Consider the following 15,973-nt stretch of genomic DNA (forward strand, 5'->3'; position numbering starts at 1 on the left):
ATTTAAAATCAGAATTAAAAATAGAAATTAATGTCACAAGGAGTTAGAGACAGTGGATATAAATACAAATATCAATGAAGAAACCACGAGCCAACAATTGTTTTCGCATTTGTTTGAGGCTTGTAATATTTTGCGTGGCCCAATTAACCAGGATGATTATAAGAGCTACGTAACACCGATTCTTTTCTTCAAGAGATTATCGGATGTTTATGATGAGGAAACTCAGATTGCGTTAGATGAATCTGACGGTGATGAAGAGTATGCAGCATTTCCGGAAAATCATAGTTTTGTGATTCCAGAAGGTTGCCATTGGAAGGATGTTCGTGAAGTTAGCGAAAATGTTGGAACTGCTATTGTTAATGCAATGTATGGTATTGAAAGAGCAAATCCGGATAGATTGGCTGGAGTGTTTAGCAGTTTCGATGATGCTAACTGGACAGATAAAACAAAGCTTAGCGATGAGAGATTAAAAGATCTTGTTGAGCATATGTCTAAAATCCATGTAGGAAACAATGATTACGCTGCAGATGTAATGGGCGATGCTTACGAGTACCTTATCAAGAAATTTGCGGATTTGTCTAAAAAGAATGCTGGTGAGTTCTATACACCAAGAACTATTGTAAAGCTTTTGGTTATGCTTATGGCTCCACAAGCAGGAGAAACAGTTTATGATCCTGCATGCGGAACTGGTGGAATGCTTATTGAAGCAATTCACTATATGCATAATGACCAACTTACTTATGGAAAAATATATGGACAGGAAAAGAATCTTTCGACATCAGCAATAGCAAGAATGAATCTATTTTTGCATGGCGCTAGAGATTTCAAGGTTACACAGGGAGATACTTTAAGAAGTCCGAATTATATAAATGGTGGCCAGTTGCAGACGTTTGATTGTGTTATAGCAAATCCTCCATTTGGATTAAAAGCATGGGGCGCTTCTGCTTTTGAAATGGATGCGTATGGAAGAAATATCTGGGGATGTCCTTCAGATTCAAATGCTGATTTCGCATGGCTTCAGCATATGATTAAGTCTATGAATCCAGCTACGGGGCGTGTTGCTGTAGTTATGCCACAGGGGGTTTTGTTCCATGGTGGCAAAGAAGGAGAAATTAGAAAACAAATTATTGAGTCTGATAAGATAGAATGCATTATTACTTTGGTGGGAGGCATATTCTATGGCGCAGGTGTGTCTGCTTGCTTAATCTTGATGAACAATCAAAAGGTTCCAGATCACAAGAACAAGATATGTATGATTGATGCAACAGAGATTTATACACCTGCAAGAGCACAGAACTATATGTCTGAAGATGATATTCAGAAAGTCTTTAATTTGTTTTCGAATTATAAAGATGAAATTGAAAAAGTGAAGATTGTTTCACTTGATGATATCAGAGAAAAAGACTACACATTATCGGTAAATACATATATAGAGAAAAAAGCACAGGAAATTGTGCCACCAAGCGTAGTCCGTTCTGAATATATCAATGCTGTAAAAGAAGCTAAAGAATCTGAACAAAGATTACTAAAGCTTCTTACAGAAGGAGGTTATTTGGATGAGCAATAAAATAACGCTTGAAGAATTAGAATCATATTTATGGGGATCAGCAGTATTACTTCGTACACATATAGATGCGGGGGCATATAAGCAATACATTTTTCCATTGTTGTTTTTTAAGCGCTTATCAGACGTCTACGACGAAGAATGTGAGGCAATTTTAAAAGAGAATGATGGTGATGAAGAAGCGCTTCTTTGGGAAGAAAATCATCTTTTTATGATTCCTGAAGGGGCGCATTGGAAAGACGTTCGCGCAAAAACTGAGAATATAGGTGCAGCATTAGTGGACGCTTTTTACAAAATACAAAGTGCCAATAGTGAGAAACTTCAGGGTATATTTGGAGATGCAGCTTGGACTAATAAGAATAGACTTCCTGATCGTCTTTTAAAAGATTTGATTGAACATTTTAGTACAAAAACGTTGTCGATTTCAAATTGCCCAGAGGATGAACTTGGACAAGGATATGAATACTTAATAAAACAATTTGCTGATGATAGTGGGCATACGGCTCAAGAGTTTTACACCAATAGAACAGTAGTACATTTGATGACAAAGCTATTAAAGCCAAAGTCTCAGGAAACTATTTATGATCCGACATGTGGAAGTGCAGGTATGCTCATTTCTTGTATTGCTGCATTAAAAGATAGCAAACAGGAATGGCGTAATGTAAAACTATATGGACAAGAGATTAACCAATTAACGTCTTCTATTGGGAAAATGAATTTGTTCCTACATGGGATAAAAGATTTTTTTATTGTAAATGATGATACTTTAAAGTCACCAGCTTTTCTTGAAAACGGTGAATTGAAAAAGTTTAACGTTATATTGGCTAATCCACCATACTCAATTAAACAATGGGATAGAGCTTCGTTTGAATCAGACAAGTATGGCCGAAATTTTCTTGGAACGCCACCTCAGGGAAGAGCTGATTTTGCGTTTTTTCAACATATATTAAAAAGTCTTGATAAAGAAAATGGTAGATGTGCGATTCTCTTTCCGCATGGAATACTTTTTAGAAATGAAGAGGAAGAAATGCGGACTAAGTTAGTACAGTCAGATTTGGTTGAGTGCGTCATAGGAATAGGAAAAAATCTGTTTTTTAACTCTCCGATGGAGGCATGTATAGTAATTTGTAGAACGCGAAAAGAAAAAGATCGTGTGGGAAAAGTTTTATTTATTGATGCCCGAGAAGAAGTGACTAGAAAGAATACTCAGAGCTATTTGGAGGATCACCATATTGATAAAATTGTTTCTGCATACGAAGGATATAAAGAGTTGGATGGTTTTTCAGCTATTGCTAGCATAGATGAGATTCAGAAAAACCATTCCAAGCTAAGTATTGCTTTATACGTGCGATGTGTAAATCAAAAAGAGAATGAAGAAACAATAGAAGTTAAAGATCAGATTGATGAATGGATTACGAGCATGAATACCTATCATCAAGGAGTTGATGAAATAATGTCACTTTTGGAGGAATCAGTTAATGAAATATAAGATAGGTGATATTGCTAAAGAAATATCAGTTCGTATAAATGATCCAGCAAATAGTGGTTATGACAAATTTGTTGGACTGGAGCATTATGAATCAGGAGAAGTGCGCATCCATAATTATGGTTCAACAGAGTTATTAGGGTCAGCTATGAAAGAATTTAAGGCCGGAGATATTCTTTTGGCAAGAAGAAATGTTTATCTACGACGAGCTTCAGTGGTTGATTTTGATGGAATTACTTCTGGAGATTCTATTGTTCTTAGAGTCGAGAATCCGGTTATTGCAAGAATTGTTCCTTTCATTCTGAATACAGATGATTTTTGGAATTTTGCAGATATGTATTCCGATGGAACAATGTCGAAAAGACTGTCTCCAAAAATTCTAAAAGAGTATGAATTTGAATTACCAGAAGGTGATAAGCTTAAATGGTTAGCGGATACGCTTTGGGCAGCATATGAGACCAAAGAAAAATATGTGAGTCTACTACAGAAGACAGATGAACTTGTCAAATCGCAATTTATCGAGATGTTTGGGGATCCGGAGGAGAACCCTTTGGGATGGGATACAAGGCCACTTTTGACGATGGGTTCGTGCAAAAATGGTATGAATTTCCATAGCAATGATTCCGGTGTGGAAATCAACTGTCTCGGTGTTGGGGATTTTAAGGACTACGATGTGATTGAGGATACCCACATGCTACCGGCTGTTTCTCTGAATGAGATGCCCTCAGAGGATTATCTGCTGAAAGACGGCGATATCGTATTTGTTCGATCAAATGGCAACAAGACTATGGTCGGCAGGAGCGTTATAGTTTATCCCGGTGATAATCCAACGACTTTTAGCGGTTTTTGTATCAGGTATCGCAATGAAGACGAGTCTATTATGGTGCCTTATTTGTTGCGGGTCTTGAAATCAGAATCTGTGAGAAAACAGATGTATGGCAGGGGCGCTAATATTCAAAACCTGAACCAAAAGACTCTTGCGGCTCTCAATATACCGATTCCTCCTATGGAGGCACAAAGACAGTATGTTGAGATTGTGGAACAGAGCGATAAATCAAAATTTGAAATCCAGCATGCTATAAATGATTTGAATGCAACAATACGTGCGCTGGTACAACAAACGGAATAAGGTGTCCGCCATGAAATCCTCCCATGAAAATATGAAGACATTGGATTAAGGAGGAAATTATGAATATAGATTTGATACAACAGGTAGAGTCTCTTATGGCCGGGACCCTCAATAACATTCAGCTTGAACGCTTACATAACGTTTTAATACAAACATTTGGAAATGAAGAAATTAAAGACGATGAGAAAGATTACCTTACATCGTTTATTGCTGCAAAACGAGTTGAGGGTTGCTCTGATAAAACAATTCGTTATTACCAGGCAACAATAAAAACTGCTCTTGATAAGATTGGTAAGAGTGTAAAAAGAATTACCACTGATGATTTGAGAGGATATATTGATTCTTACCAACAGGAGAGTGGTGCTAGTAGGGTGACCGTGGACAACATACGAAGAATATTATCGAGTTTCTTTACATGGCTTGAAACCGAAGATCATATTATGCGGAATCCAATGAAGCGTATTCATAAGGTTAAAACAGGGAAGGCTGTCAAAGAAACATACTCCGATGAGGACCTTGAAGTGATGCGGGATGGGTGCGATAACATAAGGGATCTTGCAATGATAGATGTTTTAGCCTCAACGGGAATTAGAGTTGGGGAACTTGTAACACTAAACCGTGATGATATCGATTTTGAAAACCGTGAATGTATTGTTTTGGGAAAGGGAAACAAAGAAAGGCGTGTTTATTTCGATGCACGTACTAAGATACACCTGCAACAGTATTTGAACGGGCGTGATGATGATAATCCGGCGCTTATTGTTTCTCTTCAAAAACCCCACGAACGACTACAGATAAGTGGAGTGGAAATACGGCTTAGAGAACTTGGTAAGAGATTATCCATAAATAGAGTTCATCCGCATAAATTCCGACGGACTCTTGCCACTGTAGCTATTGATAAAGGAATGCCTATTGAACAGGTGCAACAGCTTTTAGGGCACCAGAGTATAGATACAACGTTACAATACGCTATGGTAAACCAAGCCAATGTGAAGAGCTCTCACAGAAGGTTTATTGGATAGTAATCGCAATTTATCGAGATGTTTGGCGATATGGAATCAAATCCTATGGGTTGGAAGGAGTCAACATTAGGAGAAGAATGCTATTACATAAAGGATGGGCCGCATAAGTCACCTAAATACATTGATGATGAGTCGGGAATACCATTTATTTCAACTCGAAACGTTGTGAATGGTGATGGCATTGACTGGAGTACAGCAAAGTATATTTCCGAACAGGATTATGAGGAATGTATAAAAAAATGTAAGCCTGAGAAAGGGGACATCCTTTATTCAAAGGGCGGAACAACAGGTATTGCGAAGTATGTTGACACTGATCGTAAGTTTGCTAACTGGGTACATGTTGCAGTCCTGAAATTTGGGAATCAGCTTAATGGCAGGTTCCTAGAAAGAATGCTTAACATGGACTACTGTTATCAACAGTCACAAAGATTAACAAAGGGAATAGCTAACCGAGATTTTGTTTTAAGTGCCATCGCACAAGTGAGAATTTACGTGCCACCAGTTAATCTTCAAGAAAGGTATGTAGCTTTTGTCGAACAGAGCGATAAATCAAAATTTGTTGTTTCAAATCGCAATTTATCGAGATGATAGATCCTTATATCAAGAATGATAAAACAGTAGTAATGGAGGACATGGTTCTTCCTGATAGACCTATAACTTATGGCATAGTAAAACCGGGAACGAATGTTGAAGGCGGGGTGCCAGTTGTACGTGTTAAAGATTATACGGACGGCATAATTCATACTAACGATATGCTTCATACAAAGCCGGAATTGAATAATAAGTATTTGAGATCAACTTTAAATGAGGGCGATGTACTTCTTTCAATTGGCGGTACCATTGGCCGTGTAGCAATTGTTCCGGTTGATTTAGTCGGTGCTAACATCACTCAGCACACAGCCAGAATATCTTTGAAATCAGAATATAATCCAATATGGTTGAAGGGATTGTTGGAGACTTCGTTGATGCAAGAGATGATGGCAAAAAATACACTTGGTGTAGCTCAGGTTGGATTAAATCTTAAGGACATACGTCAGTTCAAAATGCCAGACATGCCTTGTGAAGAACAGAGTGAACTTGTAAGGCTATATCAACAGAGCGATAAATCAAAATATATATGTAATGTTACGAGGAGGTTTTTATGTTAAACGAAGATACTATTGAGCAGATGCTTATATCGGTCCTTCAAAAAAATGGATGGACATATATTCCGGCAGATAAGATGCCGCGTCAGGATTCAGAGGTTATGGTTGAATCCATGGTTAAGGCTGCCCTAATACGATTGAATCCAGAAATAGCAGAAGAACCAAGTCGTGCAGATGAAGTCATATATAAGCTTAGATCGTTGATATTGTCCGCACAGCCACATAACCTGATTGCTCAGAATGAGACATTTAAGAAACTGATATTTGAAGAAAACTCATTCCCGTTTGGTAAGGATGGTAGAATGGTTCCTATTCGTTTTTTCGGTACGATGACTAAGGAAAACCTTGCTTTAAATGAGTATGTTGTAACAAACCAGTGGTGCTTTCCAACAAGAGAAGGTGGTAAGCGTCTTGATTTAGTTTTATTAGTAAATGGATTTCCACTTATTATTGGTGAACTTAAGACTCCTTTCCGTGATGCAATTACTTGGCTAGATGGAGCAAAGGATATTGCAGATTATGAGAAGAGTATTCCTCAGATGTTTGTAACGAATGTATTCAACTTTGCATCTGAAGGAAAGTGTTATAGATATGGTTCTGTAAATATGCCTATTGATATGTGGGGACCATGGCATACTCCAGATGACAAAACAGAAGGTACGCTTATTTCAGTGCAGAAGAGTGTTGTAGACATGATTACGCCTGAGAAGGTAATGGATATATTCCAGTTCTTTACTATGTTTGCAACGGATAAGAAGTATAGAAAGTACAAGATTATTTGCCGTTATCAGCAGTATGAAGGTGCAAACCTTATAGTTGAGCGTGTTAAGGCCGGATATCCAAAGAAAGGTCTTATCTGGCATTTCCAAGGTTCCGGTAAATCCTTGCTTATGGTATTTGCAGCATATAAGCTTCGAATGATTCCGGAATTGAAGAATCCAACAGTTGTTATTGTTGATGACAGATTGGATTTGGAAACACAGATTACAGCTACCTTCAATGCATCTGACATACCTAACATGGCAGCTGCTCGTACAAAAGAAGAACTTATAAAGTTCTTTGAAGGTGATATGCGTAAAATCCTCATCACTACAATATTCAGATTTGGTGATGTAGATAAGTGTTTGAATGAGAGCAGCAATATCATTCTTATGGTAGATGAAGCTCATAGAACTCAGGAAGGTGACCTTGGCGAGAAGATGAGAACAGCCTTACCTAATGCTTTCTTCTTTGGATTGACAGGAACGCCTATCAATAGAGTTGATAAGAATACATTTAGAACATTTGGGGCTGAAGAAGATAAGAGTGGATATATGAGTAAGTATTCATTCTCGGATTCTATTCGTGATGGAGCGACACTTCCTCTTAACTTTGAAGCTGTGCCAGTCGAGCTGCATGTAGATAAAGAAAAAATCAATGAAGAATTTGATTTGATGACAAAGGACTTATCGGAAGAGGATAAGGCAGAGCTTTCACGCAGAGTCAACATGAAGGCTATCATGTATGACAGAAAGCGAATAAAAAAAGTATGTGAGCATATAGCGAAACATTACCAGGAAAAGATAGAGCCTAATGGTTATAAGGGGCAGGTGGTTGTTTATGACCGTGATTGTTGCCTTATGTATAAGGAAGAGCTTGATAAGTTGTTAGGACCAGACGCTTCTACGATTGTCATGGATACTAACAATGATAAAGCTGATAAGTATAAGGCTTACAGAAGAGACCGTGATGAAGAAAGTAAGCTTTTAGATTACTACAGAGATCCAAAGACACCATTAAAGCTTGTTATTGTTACAGCAAAGCTTTTAACAGGATTTGATGCGCCAATTTTGCAGGTAATGTATTTGGACAAGCCTATGAAAGATCATAATCTTTTACAGGCTATTTGTCGTACCAACAGAACCTATGATTCAGGTAAAACGTTTGGATTGATTGTTGATTATATTGGGATTTTTGATAATGTAGCAAATGCTTTGAACTTCGATGAAGAAGGTATGAAAAAAGTTATTACCAACATTGAAGAAGTAAAGAAGAAGTTACCTCAGCTTGTTGATGATTGTATGCAGTTTTTTGATGGTATTGATACAAAAGGTGATGATTGGGAAATTTTGCTGCAAGCTCAAGAAAGACTACCTGATGATAGAACAAAGGATAGGTTGGCTGCATACTTTAGAGTACTTTCACGTGCATGGGAAGCTCTTTCACCTGATGCATGTTTAAATGAATACCGTGATAAGTATAAATGGTTAGCAAAAGTTTATGAATCTGTAAAACCAACCGATAGTCGTGGCGCTTTAGTTTGGACTGCTTTTGGAGCAAAGACAATGGAACTTGTTCATCAGAATATTATTGTTGGTGAAGCAGAGGAACCAGATGAAATTATTACGATGGATGCAGAGCTTATTGATGATTTTATTGCAGCACAGAAAGATATTAAGAAAACGACCATGAAGGTTGAAATCAATCTGGTTGCTATGATTCAAAGACACTCCAAAGATCCAAAGTATATTGAATTAGGAGAAAAACTTGAAAAATTACGTGATCAGCATAAACAAGGTTTGATTGGAAGTATCGAGTTCCTAAAGATGTTGCTTTCATTAGCGCGTGAAGCTGCAAGAGCTGAGCGTACCGTTGTACCTGAAGAAGAGATAGATCGAGGTAAAGCTGCGCTTACAGAACTATTTAATGGTGTTAGAAATGAAAAGACACCTATAATTGTTGAGCGAATTGTTAATGATATTGATGGCATCGTTAAAATAGTTCGTTTTGATGGCTGGCAGAATACTACTGAGGGCCAAAAGGAAGTAAAGAAGGCATTACGTAGCATTATATGGATCAAGTATAAGCTTAAGAACCAGGAAGTATTTGATCAGGCTTATAGTTATATTGAGCAGTATTATTAATTGCATTGGCGAGAAAGAGTGGTGTTTGTATGCCAATAGGGTGGATAGATTTTTCGAAAGATGAACGAAATAAAGTTTTAAATGTGATTCATCTGTTGGATGAGCCAGGAGCTGTTGATGAACTGGGAATAGGTGCAATTCGTGATGCTTTTGCGGATTATTTTTTTCCAGGTACATCCACTGTCCAAACAAGGGCAAAGTATTTTCTTATAGTACCGTATGTTCTTTTTGAAGCAGGGAATGGTAAATATGGTTCGGATATAAACACAATACTAAGAAGAATTGACAGTGAGGAACGCAACTGCAGAGATATTCTCATAAAAACAAGCAATGATGGCGTTATAGGTAGTCTAGTGCCAAGATCATGGGTTTTAAGAACACCTTCGAATATCTATTGGAACGGAATAAAGAGAATTGGAATCTTTAAGGAGGATCTTTCTGTTAAGGAATATATACATCAGAGTATTATTCAAAGAAATTTAAAACAAACTAAAGCGTATGGTAATAGAGATAAGGACGCAGAAGAAAACGAAAAAGATGATGTAGATGCAGGCGATATTACTTCCATTCAATTTTGGAGTTTAGGTGATACATATCATAGTGATTGGAGAGATAATCTGAGTATTGAATTGTTGCCTGGAGAGGCAGCATTCTTGAGAACTCAGATTATCACAACTCAGAGAAACAGCCTATTTGCGTTCATTTTAAAGAACAATATTGAACTGGATAAGTATAGTTCCTTCGGTGCACTTACAGAGGACATCAAAGAATCTGTTGATGAGGAACTTCGCTATATGATGGAGCTGGCGAATGATTTCAACAATCTTGTATCAATAATCACTACAAGATACAACCTGATTGTTTCCGGTGGAAATAACGAATATGCTCAGGAGAATTGGGAGCTTTATTCAAAGGATTTAAAACGTCGAAGTGAGGTTGACCTAAAAGCTATCTTTCACAAATTGGACATTAGGAATCTTAAACTGAAAACGTTTTTGATTAGAGTCCAGGATGCAATCAGAGATGACGACATCGAAGCGGTGGATAATCTTATTGTTAAGCGGGAAATAGCATTAAAAGGCCCGAAGAGAGCCAAAACAAATCGAGTTGGAGAATTTAAGAGCCAGAATTGGATTGGAATAGATAGACTAGACTATAGATACACGCCAGCTAAGAGAATAATTAGAGATATTATGAATGCGGAGGTGGTGTGAGATGTTTAAGCCAACTTCAGCAAGGGACAGAATAAACTACGGCGAAGTGCTTATGCCACCCGTTGGTTACAAGTTGGAACATGCTATCGGAACAACATATTCACTTGATCTTGAGACCTTAACGGCAGTAGCTATAGCTTTAGGGTTAATTGAGGATACCGATAGTGAGCTGATTAGTAATCCAATTAGTATGCTTAGCGCACTCCAAAAGATATCAGACAGGATAATTGTATTTTGTGAAGCAGGGCAAATTAAACTACCGTCCAAGCCGAATGCACTTTGCTTGACTCTTGAAAAGATGGTGGTTCCAGTATCGGTGCCATATGATAAGAAGATTAAACGTTTTCCTGCTTTTCATCCGAAAACATGGTTACTTGAATATAGCAATGAAGAAGGAAAAAAGAAGTACAGATTTGTAGTCATGAGCAGGAATATGACATTCGATCACAGTTGGGATGTTGCTTGTGCTCTTGATGGTGATACTTCGTCTTTAGGAGAGGTGAGTGCGGAACCGATAGTGGAATTTTTAAAATTCCTTAAGAAACAATTGAACAAAGATCTTGTAAATTTTACAAGACAAAACAGTGATATTGCTTACATGATTAAGACAATTTCGCATGTAAATTTTCAGGTGGAAGATGGTTTTTCTGAATGTGTCATCATGCCTCTTGGCATAGGTTCAGGAAGCTATGATATGGCTGCAAATTGGCTTTTTACAGAAAACTTCCACGAGTTGGTAGTTATGTCCCCTTTTTTGACTGGAAGCGTGATAGCTGGATTTAATAATCCTGGAAAGACATTAACCGGTACGACAAGAACATTAATAACACGAAGGTCTGAACTTCCAAAGATAGCTGATGGGAAGGCTTCTAATTTTGATGTTTATGTAATGAAGGATGATATCATTGACGGCGAGAGTTCGATATCTGACGGAGAAGAGCAATTTGAACAGGAATCAGGCAAACAGGATATTCACGCCAAAATTTACGTGAGAAGAAAGTATAATACCACAGATTTATATTTAGGCTCAATGAACGCATCATACGCTGCCATTAATTCAAATGTGGAAATGATGCTGCGACTTAGGACGAAGAATAGTTTGTTGAATGGTGAAAAATTTCTTGATGACATCATGGGAGATGACCGTGAAGGAAAGAAAAATCCGTTTGAGTTGGTTTCTCTTGATGATATAGATGAAATTGATGAGACATCAGTTCAGGATAGTGTTGAGCAGTTGATAAAAAAAATATGCCGGATAAAGATGAGCGCGCGAGTTGAAGCTAATTCTGGAAAATTTGATGTTCGAGTATCAGCGGAAATCAACTGTAAGATGGACGGAGTTGTTATCAGACCTTTGAGAAGTAATAAGGAAAGTGAATTACTGCCAGATATGGAGTTTAATTCACTGGAGATGCTACAGCTATCGGAGTTTTATGTTGTGTCTGCGACAATTGATGATTGCACATTGGACCGAGTGATAATGATTCCTACATCTGGAATACCAGAGGGAAGAGATGCGGAAATTATCAAGAATGTCATAAAGACAAAGAATCAGTTTATTGAGTATGTCGCGTTTATTCTTGGTGATGACTATGTTCAGTCGTTTTTGGAAAACAAGAAATCATCGGGAGAATTTGGTGAATGGGAACAGAATAGTGCAATGCCCGCTGTTTATGAAAAAATGTTGAAGACTTCTGTTTCTGATCCAGAAAGGTTAGGCGAGATACAGTATATTACTAAAGCTATAGAGGAAGAAGAAATTATACCTCCGGAATTTAGGGAGATGTATGAAGTTTTTTGTAATACTCTTGGAATAAAGCAGGTGTAACTTATGGACTTGGAGAAAAATCTTCGTTCAATTGAAGAAAAGACGATGGCTCAGCTTAAAGATTTTCAGTGTGCAACAGTTGAAAGAATCGATGAGCTTTTTCGTCATGGGCAAAATAGAGTCCTGGTTGCAGATGAAGTGGGGCTAGGGAAAACTCTTATTGCTAGAGGAGCAATTGCAAAGACTGCTCTGATTCAATATGAGAAGAACGATGACATATTTAAGATTGTATATATATGTTCGAATCAGGTTATCGCTAATCAGAACATACAGAAGCTAGATGTATTCAATATTAGACCTGATGGGAATAGTGGTGATGCAAGACTGTCCATGCAGCACTTGAAAATTGCAGAACAGGAGTATTCCTCAAAGAAGAATAAATCTTATGCACAGTTGATACCATTGACTCCGAGTACATCATTCAGTATGACAAATGGTGGAGGTACGAAAGAAGAACGAGCATTGATGTATGCCATTCTAATGAGAATACCAGCACTCGAAGATTGGTTGCCGGAGATTAATTCATTTATTTCTCAGGGGGTTAACTGGTGGGATTGGTATGTAAATCATTATAACGAGAAGATTAATTTCCTAGAAGATGAAGGAACAGAGTATCCTGGTAACGTAATTAAAAAGATTGAAGAATTTGACTCAAAGAATCATATATATGATCTTCTGATTCAACACGTACAGGAAATAAAGAATGGGGAGGAAGTAACCTATTCGAATAATTATGTTCTTCAAAAACTCAGAAGAATGTTTGCAGAAATAAGTGTCAGCATGCTTCAACCGGATCTTGTTATTATGGATGAGTTTCAGCGGTTCAAAAGTTTGATTGATTCTGAGGCACAAGAGACGGAAAACGGTGTAATTGCAAAACGGTTTTTTGAGACAAAAGGATTGAAGGTACTCTTGCTTTCCGCAACGCCATACAAGTTATATTCGACAATGGAGGAAATTGAGGAAGCTGATTCACCAGATGAGTATTACAGAGAGTTTTTTCAGGTTATTGAATTTTTACTTAATGACAAAACGAGGATGAAACATTTTTCTGAAGTGTGGTCGGATTATTCTGTAGCGCTTAGAGAAGTGATTCAAGGTGATGCAGCTGTCTTACATCTTAAGAAAAAAGCAGAAGATGAAATGTATGGTCTCATGTGTCGTACAGAGCGTATATCTGTAATGGATACAGGTGATTATATTGATGATAGCAGTGTTCACCATTCACTTAGTATTTCAGAGGGAGATATCCATACATTTGTTGATATGGGGCGGATGTTAAAAGATATCGGGGAAGAAAGATCACTGCTGGTTGACTATGCAAAGAGTACACCGTATCTCATGTCTTATATGAATCACTATAAGGTTAAGGAGCGAGTAGAACGGATTATTAAAAAGAATCCGGAAGAGATTTCAAAGACAAAAGGGAAGTATCTTTGGATTAATCGTAACTGGCTCGAAACCTACAGTGAGATTCCTTCTAATAATGCAAGACTTGAAGAACTAAAACGACAGATTTTTAATAATCGTTCTGAACTATATATGTGGGTTCCGCCTTCAAGACCATATTACAATTTGGAAGGTGTTTATAAAGATAGTAAAGGCTTTTCAAAGATACTAGTTTTTTCATCATGGGAGATGGTGCCTAAGATGATTGGAAGCATGATTTCATATGAAGAAGAACGAAGAACAGTTGGTGTAGTATCGAATGAAGAAGGGATAAAATCCGAAAACAACAAATATTTTACCGAGGCAAAATTACGTTATCCAACGGCAAGACTCCGATTTAATGTTTCTAAGGGAGAACCAAGAGGAATGTATATGTTCTGTTTGCTTTATCCCTCTGAAACGCTTGCAGAAGTGTATAAGCCAATTGATTATCTTAATGCCGGATATACACTGAGCGAGATTCGTGAAGAATTAAAAGTTAAGATTAGTAATCTTTTAATTCCGATTCTTGAAGAATACGAGCATGATTCTGTTCGTGAGGATAAGAAATGGTATTATATGGCTCCGGCACTTCTGGATGGAGCTGAATATGTCAGTAGATGGATAAACGTAATGATAAATACAAATCCTGATGCAGATGATACAACAGAGGATTCGGGAACGACCGGATTGGAAGTACACCTTAGAAGAATGAATGCTCTTATGAATGCAGCCGACCGAGAAATGGGACGTGTTCCAAGTGATCTGGCGAGTGTTTTAGCAGATATGGCAATAGGTTCATTTGCAGTATGCGCATTTCGTTCTAATGGTGGGGATCTGAGAAAATCTTCGGAATTGGCTAAAGTTTTCATCAACCGTTTCAATGCAACTGAAGCAACTGCGGCAATTATGCTTGCTTATGGAGATAACGAGGATTCAGAAGGAGATGGGCATTGGAGAAATGTTCTGAGATATTGCTGTGATGGTGGTTTCGGTGCAATGCTCGATGAGTATGTTCATATGGTTTCTGAAGGTGCTGGTTTTGGATTATCAGAAGATAAAAATAGCCAGGTACATGAGCTGATGATTGATGCGTTGAAGATTCATTCTGCCAGTTATTCAATTGATACATTTCCGGCATTCAAGAAAAGAATGAATGGAGAAAGATATCAGAGAACATTCATGAGATCTCATTATGCAGTTGGATTTACTAAAAGCGAAGGTAATGAATCCAAGAATGTTGATCGTAAGGATAGTATTCGAAATGCATTTAACAGTCCTATGAGGCCGTTTGTTTTGGCAACCACTTCAATTGGACAGGAAGGTCTGGATTTTCACCATTATTGTCGCAAAATTATGCATTGGAATTTGCCTAGTAATCCTATTGATCTTGAGCAGAGAGAAGGACGTATCAATCGATATAAGTGTCTTGCTATAAGACAGGATATTGCTGGACGATTTTCTGACAGGGAATTTGATAGTGATGTATGGCAGGAACTATTTGCTATGGCTGCAGAGGAAATACGTACAGAAGATCAATCAGAGCTTGTTCCTTATTGGTGTCTGGGAAAAAATCAGGCAGTAAAGATAGAACGAATTATTCCGATGTATCCAGTCAGCAAGGATGAAGTTAATTACGATAGGCTAAGAAAGGTACTGTCGTTATACAGACTAACTATGGGACAAGCAAGGCAGGAAGAACTTGTAGAATACATTCTCGAAAGTGGGATAGAGGACAAGGACTATATTAGAAAACTTTTTATCAATCTTAGCCCTTATATCAGAACTAATCGAGAATGGAAAGAAAAAATGAGTGCAAGAAAGCCTGTCATTGAAGAAAAGAAAAAATCAGAGAGACAGACTCGAATTGAAATACTACAAAAAGAACTTGATAGTTATGAAGAGCAGCTTCAGTTGCTGACAGCTGAAAAAGATGACATCAAAGATTACGAAGTTGTAGGTATGCTGATTACTCATAAGAGTTTTGGTGAAGGTATTGCGACGGAATATGATGGTAAGCATATTTCTATAGAGTTTGAGGTTGGAAAAAAGGCCTTTCAAGTTCCACAGGCATTTGAGAGCGGTTTCCTTAAATCAGAATATCCTGATTTTTTGGATAACATCAAGAAGAAAGCTGAAATCAAGCAGAAGATAGATATTCTTGATGCGGAGATAGCTGAGAAGAAAAAGCAGCTGAAAACTCTCATTATCTAGAGAAATAAGTAATAGGTATAACTAATACAAAATTAAAGAG

Annotated in this window: 10 protein-coding genes; all 10 read left to right on the plus strand. The window is 37.6% G+C overall.

Annotated features, from left to right (window positions below; genetic code table 11):
* Positions 1-52: 52 nt before the first annotated feature.
* Genes BUA88_RS10265 through BUA88_RS10310 form a run of 10 tightly spaced genes read left to right on the plus strand, consistent with a single transcriptional unit; the run spans position 53 to position 15,933 of the window.
* Entirely contained in the window at positions 53-1,567 is a 1,515-nt protein-coding gene (locus tag BUA88_RS10265) for a type I restriction-modification system subunit M (RefSeq protein WP_083572480.1), read from the plus strand.
* Positions 1,557-3,053: a type I restriction-modification system subunit M gene (locus BUA88_RS10270; RefSeq protein WP_072917304.1), complete on the plus strand. Its 1,497-nt coding sequence runs from the start codon at positions 1,557-1,559 to the stop codon at positions 3,051-3,053. Before BUA88_RS10265 ends, BUA88_RS10270 begins: the two co-directional genes overlap by 11 nt.
* Positions 3,043-4,179 (plus strand): restriction endonuclease subunit S, encoded by a 1,137-nt coding sequence (locus BUA88_RS10275; RefSeq protein ID WP_072917309.1) that lies wholly within the window; start codon positions 3,043-3,045, stop codon positions 4,177-4,179. Before BUA88_RS10270 ends, BUA88_RS10275 begins: the two co-directional genes overlap by 11 nt.
* Before the next feature lie 59 nt (positions 4,180-4,238).
* Positions 4,239-5,201, plus strand: coding sequence for a site-specific tyrosine recombinase/integron integrase (gene xerA / locus BUA88_RS10280; protein WP_072917313.1), 963 nt, complete (start codon positions 4,239-4,241; stop codon positions 5,199-5,201).
* Between the two features lie 30 nt (positions 5,202-5,231).
* Positions 5,232-5,789, plus strand: coding sequence for a restriction endonuclease subunit S (locus BUA88_RS10285; RefSeq protein ID WP_159430891.1), 558 nt, complete (start codon positions 5,232-5,234; stop codon positions 5,787-5,789).
* Positions 5,786-6,349, plus strand: a complete 564-nt coding sequence (locus BUA88_RS10290; RefSeq protein WP_083572481.1) for a restriction endonuclease subunit S — start codon at positions 5,786-5,788, stop codon at positions 6,347-6,349. Before BUA88_RS10285 ends, BUA88_RS10290 begins: the two co-directional genes overlap by 4 nt.
* Complete coding sequence (locus BUA88_RS10295; protein ID WP_072917324.1) at positions 6,343-9,249, plus strand: type I restriction endonuclease subunit R; 2,907 nt, start codon at positions 6,343-6,345, stop codon at positions 9,247-9,249. Before BUA88_RS10290 ends, BUA88_RS10295 begins: the two co-directional genes overlap by 7 nt.
* Before the next feature lie 29 nt (positions 9,250-9,278).
* Positions 9,279-10,463 (plus strand): DUF6361 family protein, encoded by a 1,185-nt coding sequence (locus BUA88_RS10300; RefSeq protein WP_072917327.1) that lies wholly within the window; start codon positions 9,279-9,281, stop codon positions 10,461-10,463.
* A gap of 1 nt (position 10,464) precedes the next feature.
* Entirely contained in the window at positions 10,465-12,291 is a 1,827-nt protein-coding gene (locus tag BUA88_RS10305; RefSeq protein WP_072917330.1) for a phospholipase D family protein, read from the plus strand.
* 3 nt (positions 12,292-12,294) lie between these two features.
* Positions 12,295-15,933 (plus strand): DEAD/DEAH box helicase, encoded by a 3,639-nt coding sequence (locus BUA88_RS10310; RefSeq protein WP_072917333.1) that lies wholly within the window; start codon positions 12,295-12,297, stop codon positions 15,931-15,933.
* Positions 15,934-15,973 lie beyond the last annotated feature (40 nt).

Source organism: Pseudobutyrivibrio xylanivorans DSM 14809, from assembly GCF_900141825.1.
GTDB classification, from domain to species: domain Bacteria; phylum Bacillota; class Clostridia; order Lachnospirales; family Lachnospiraceae; genus Pseudobutyrivibrio; species Pseudobutyrivibrio xylanivorans.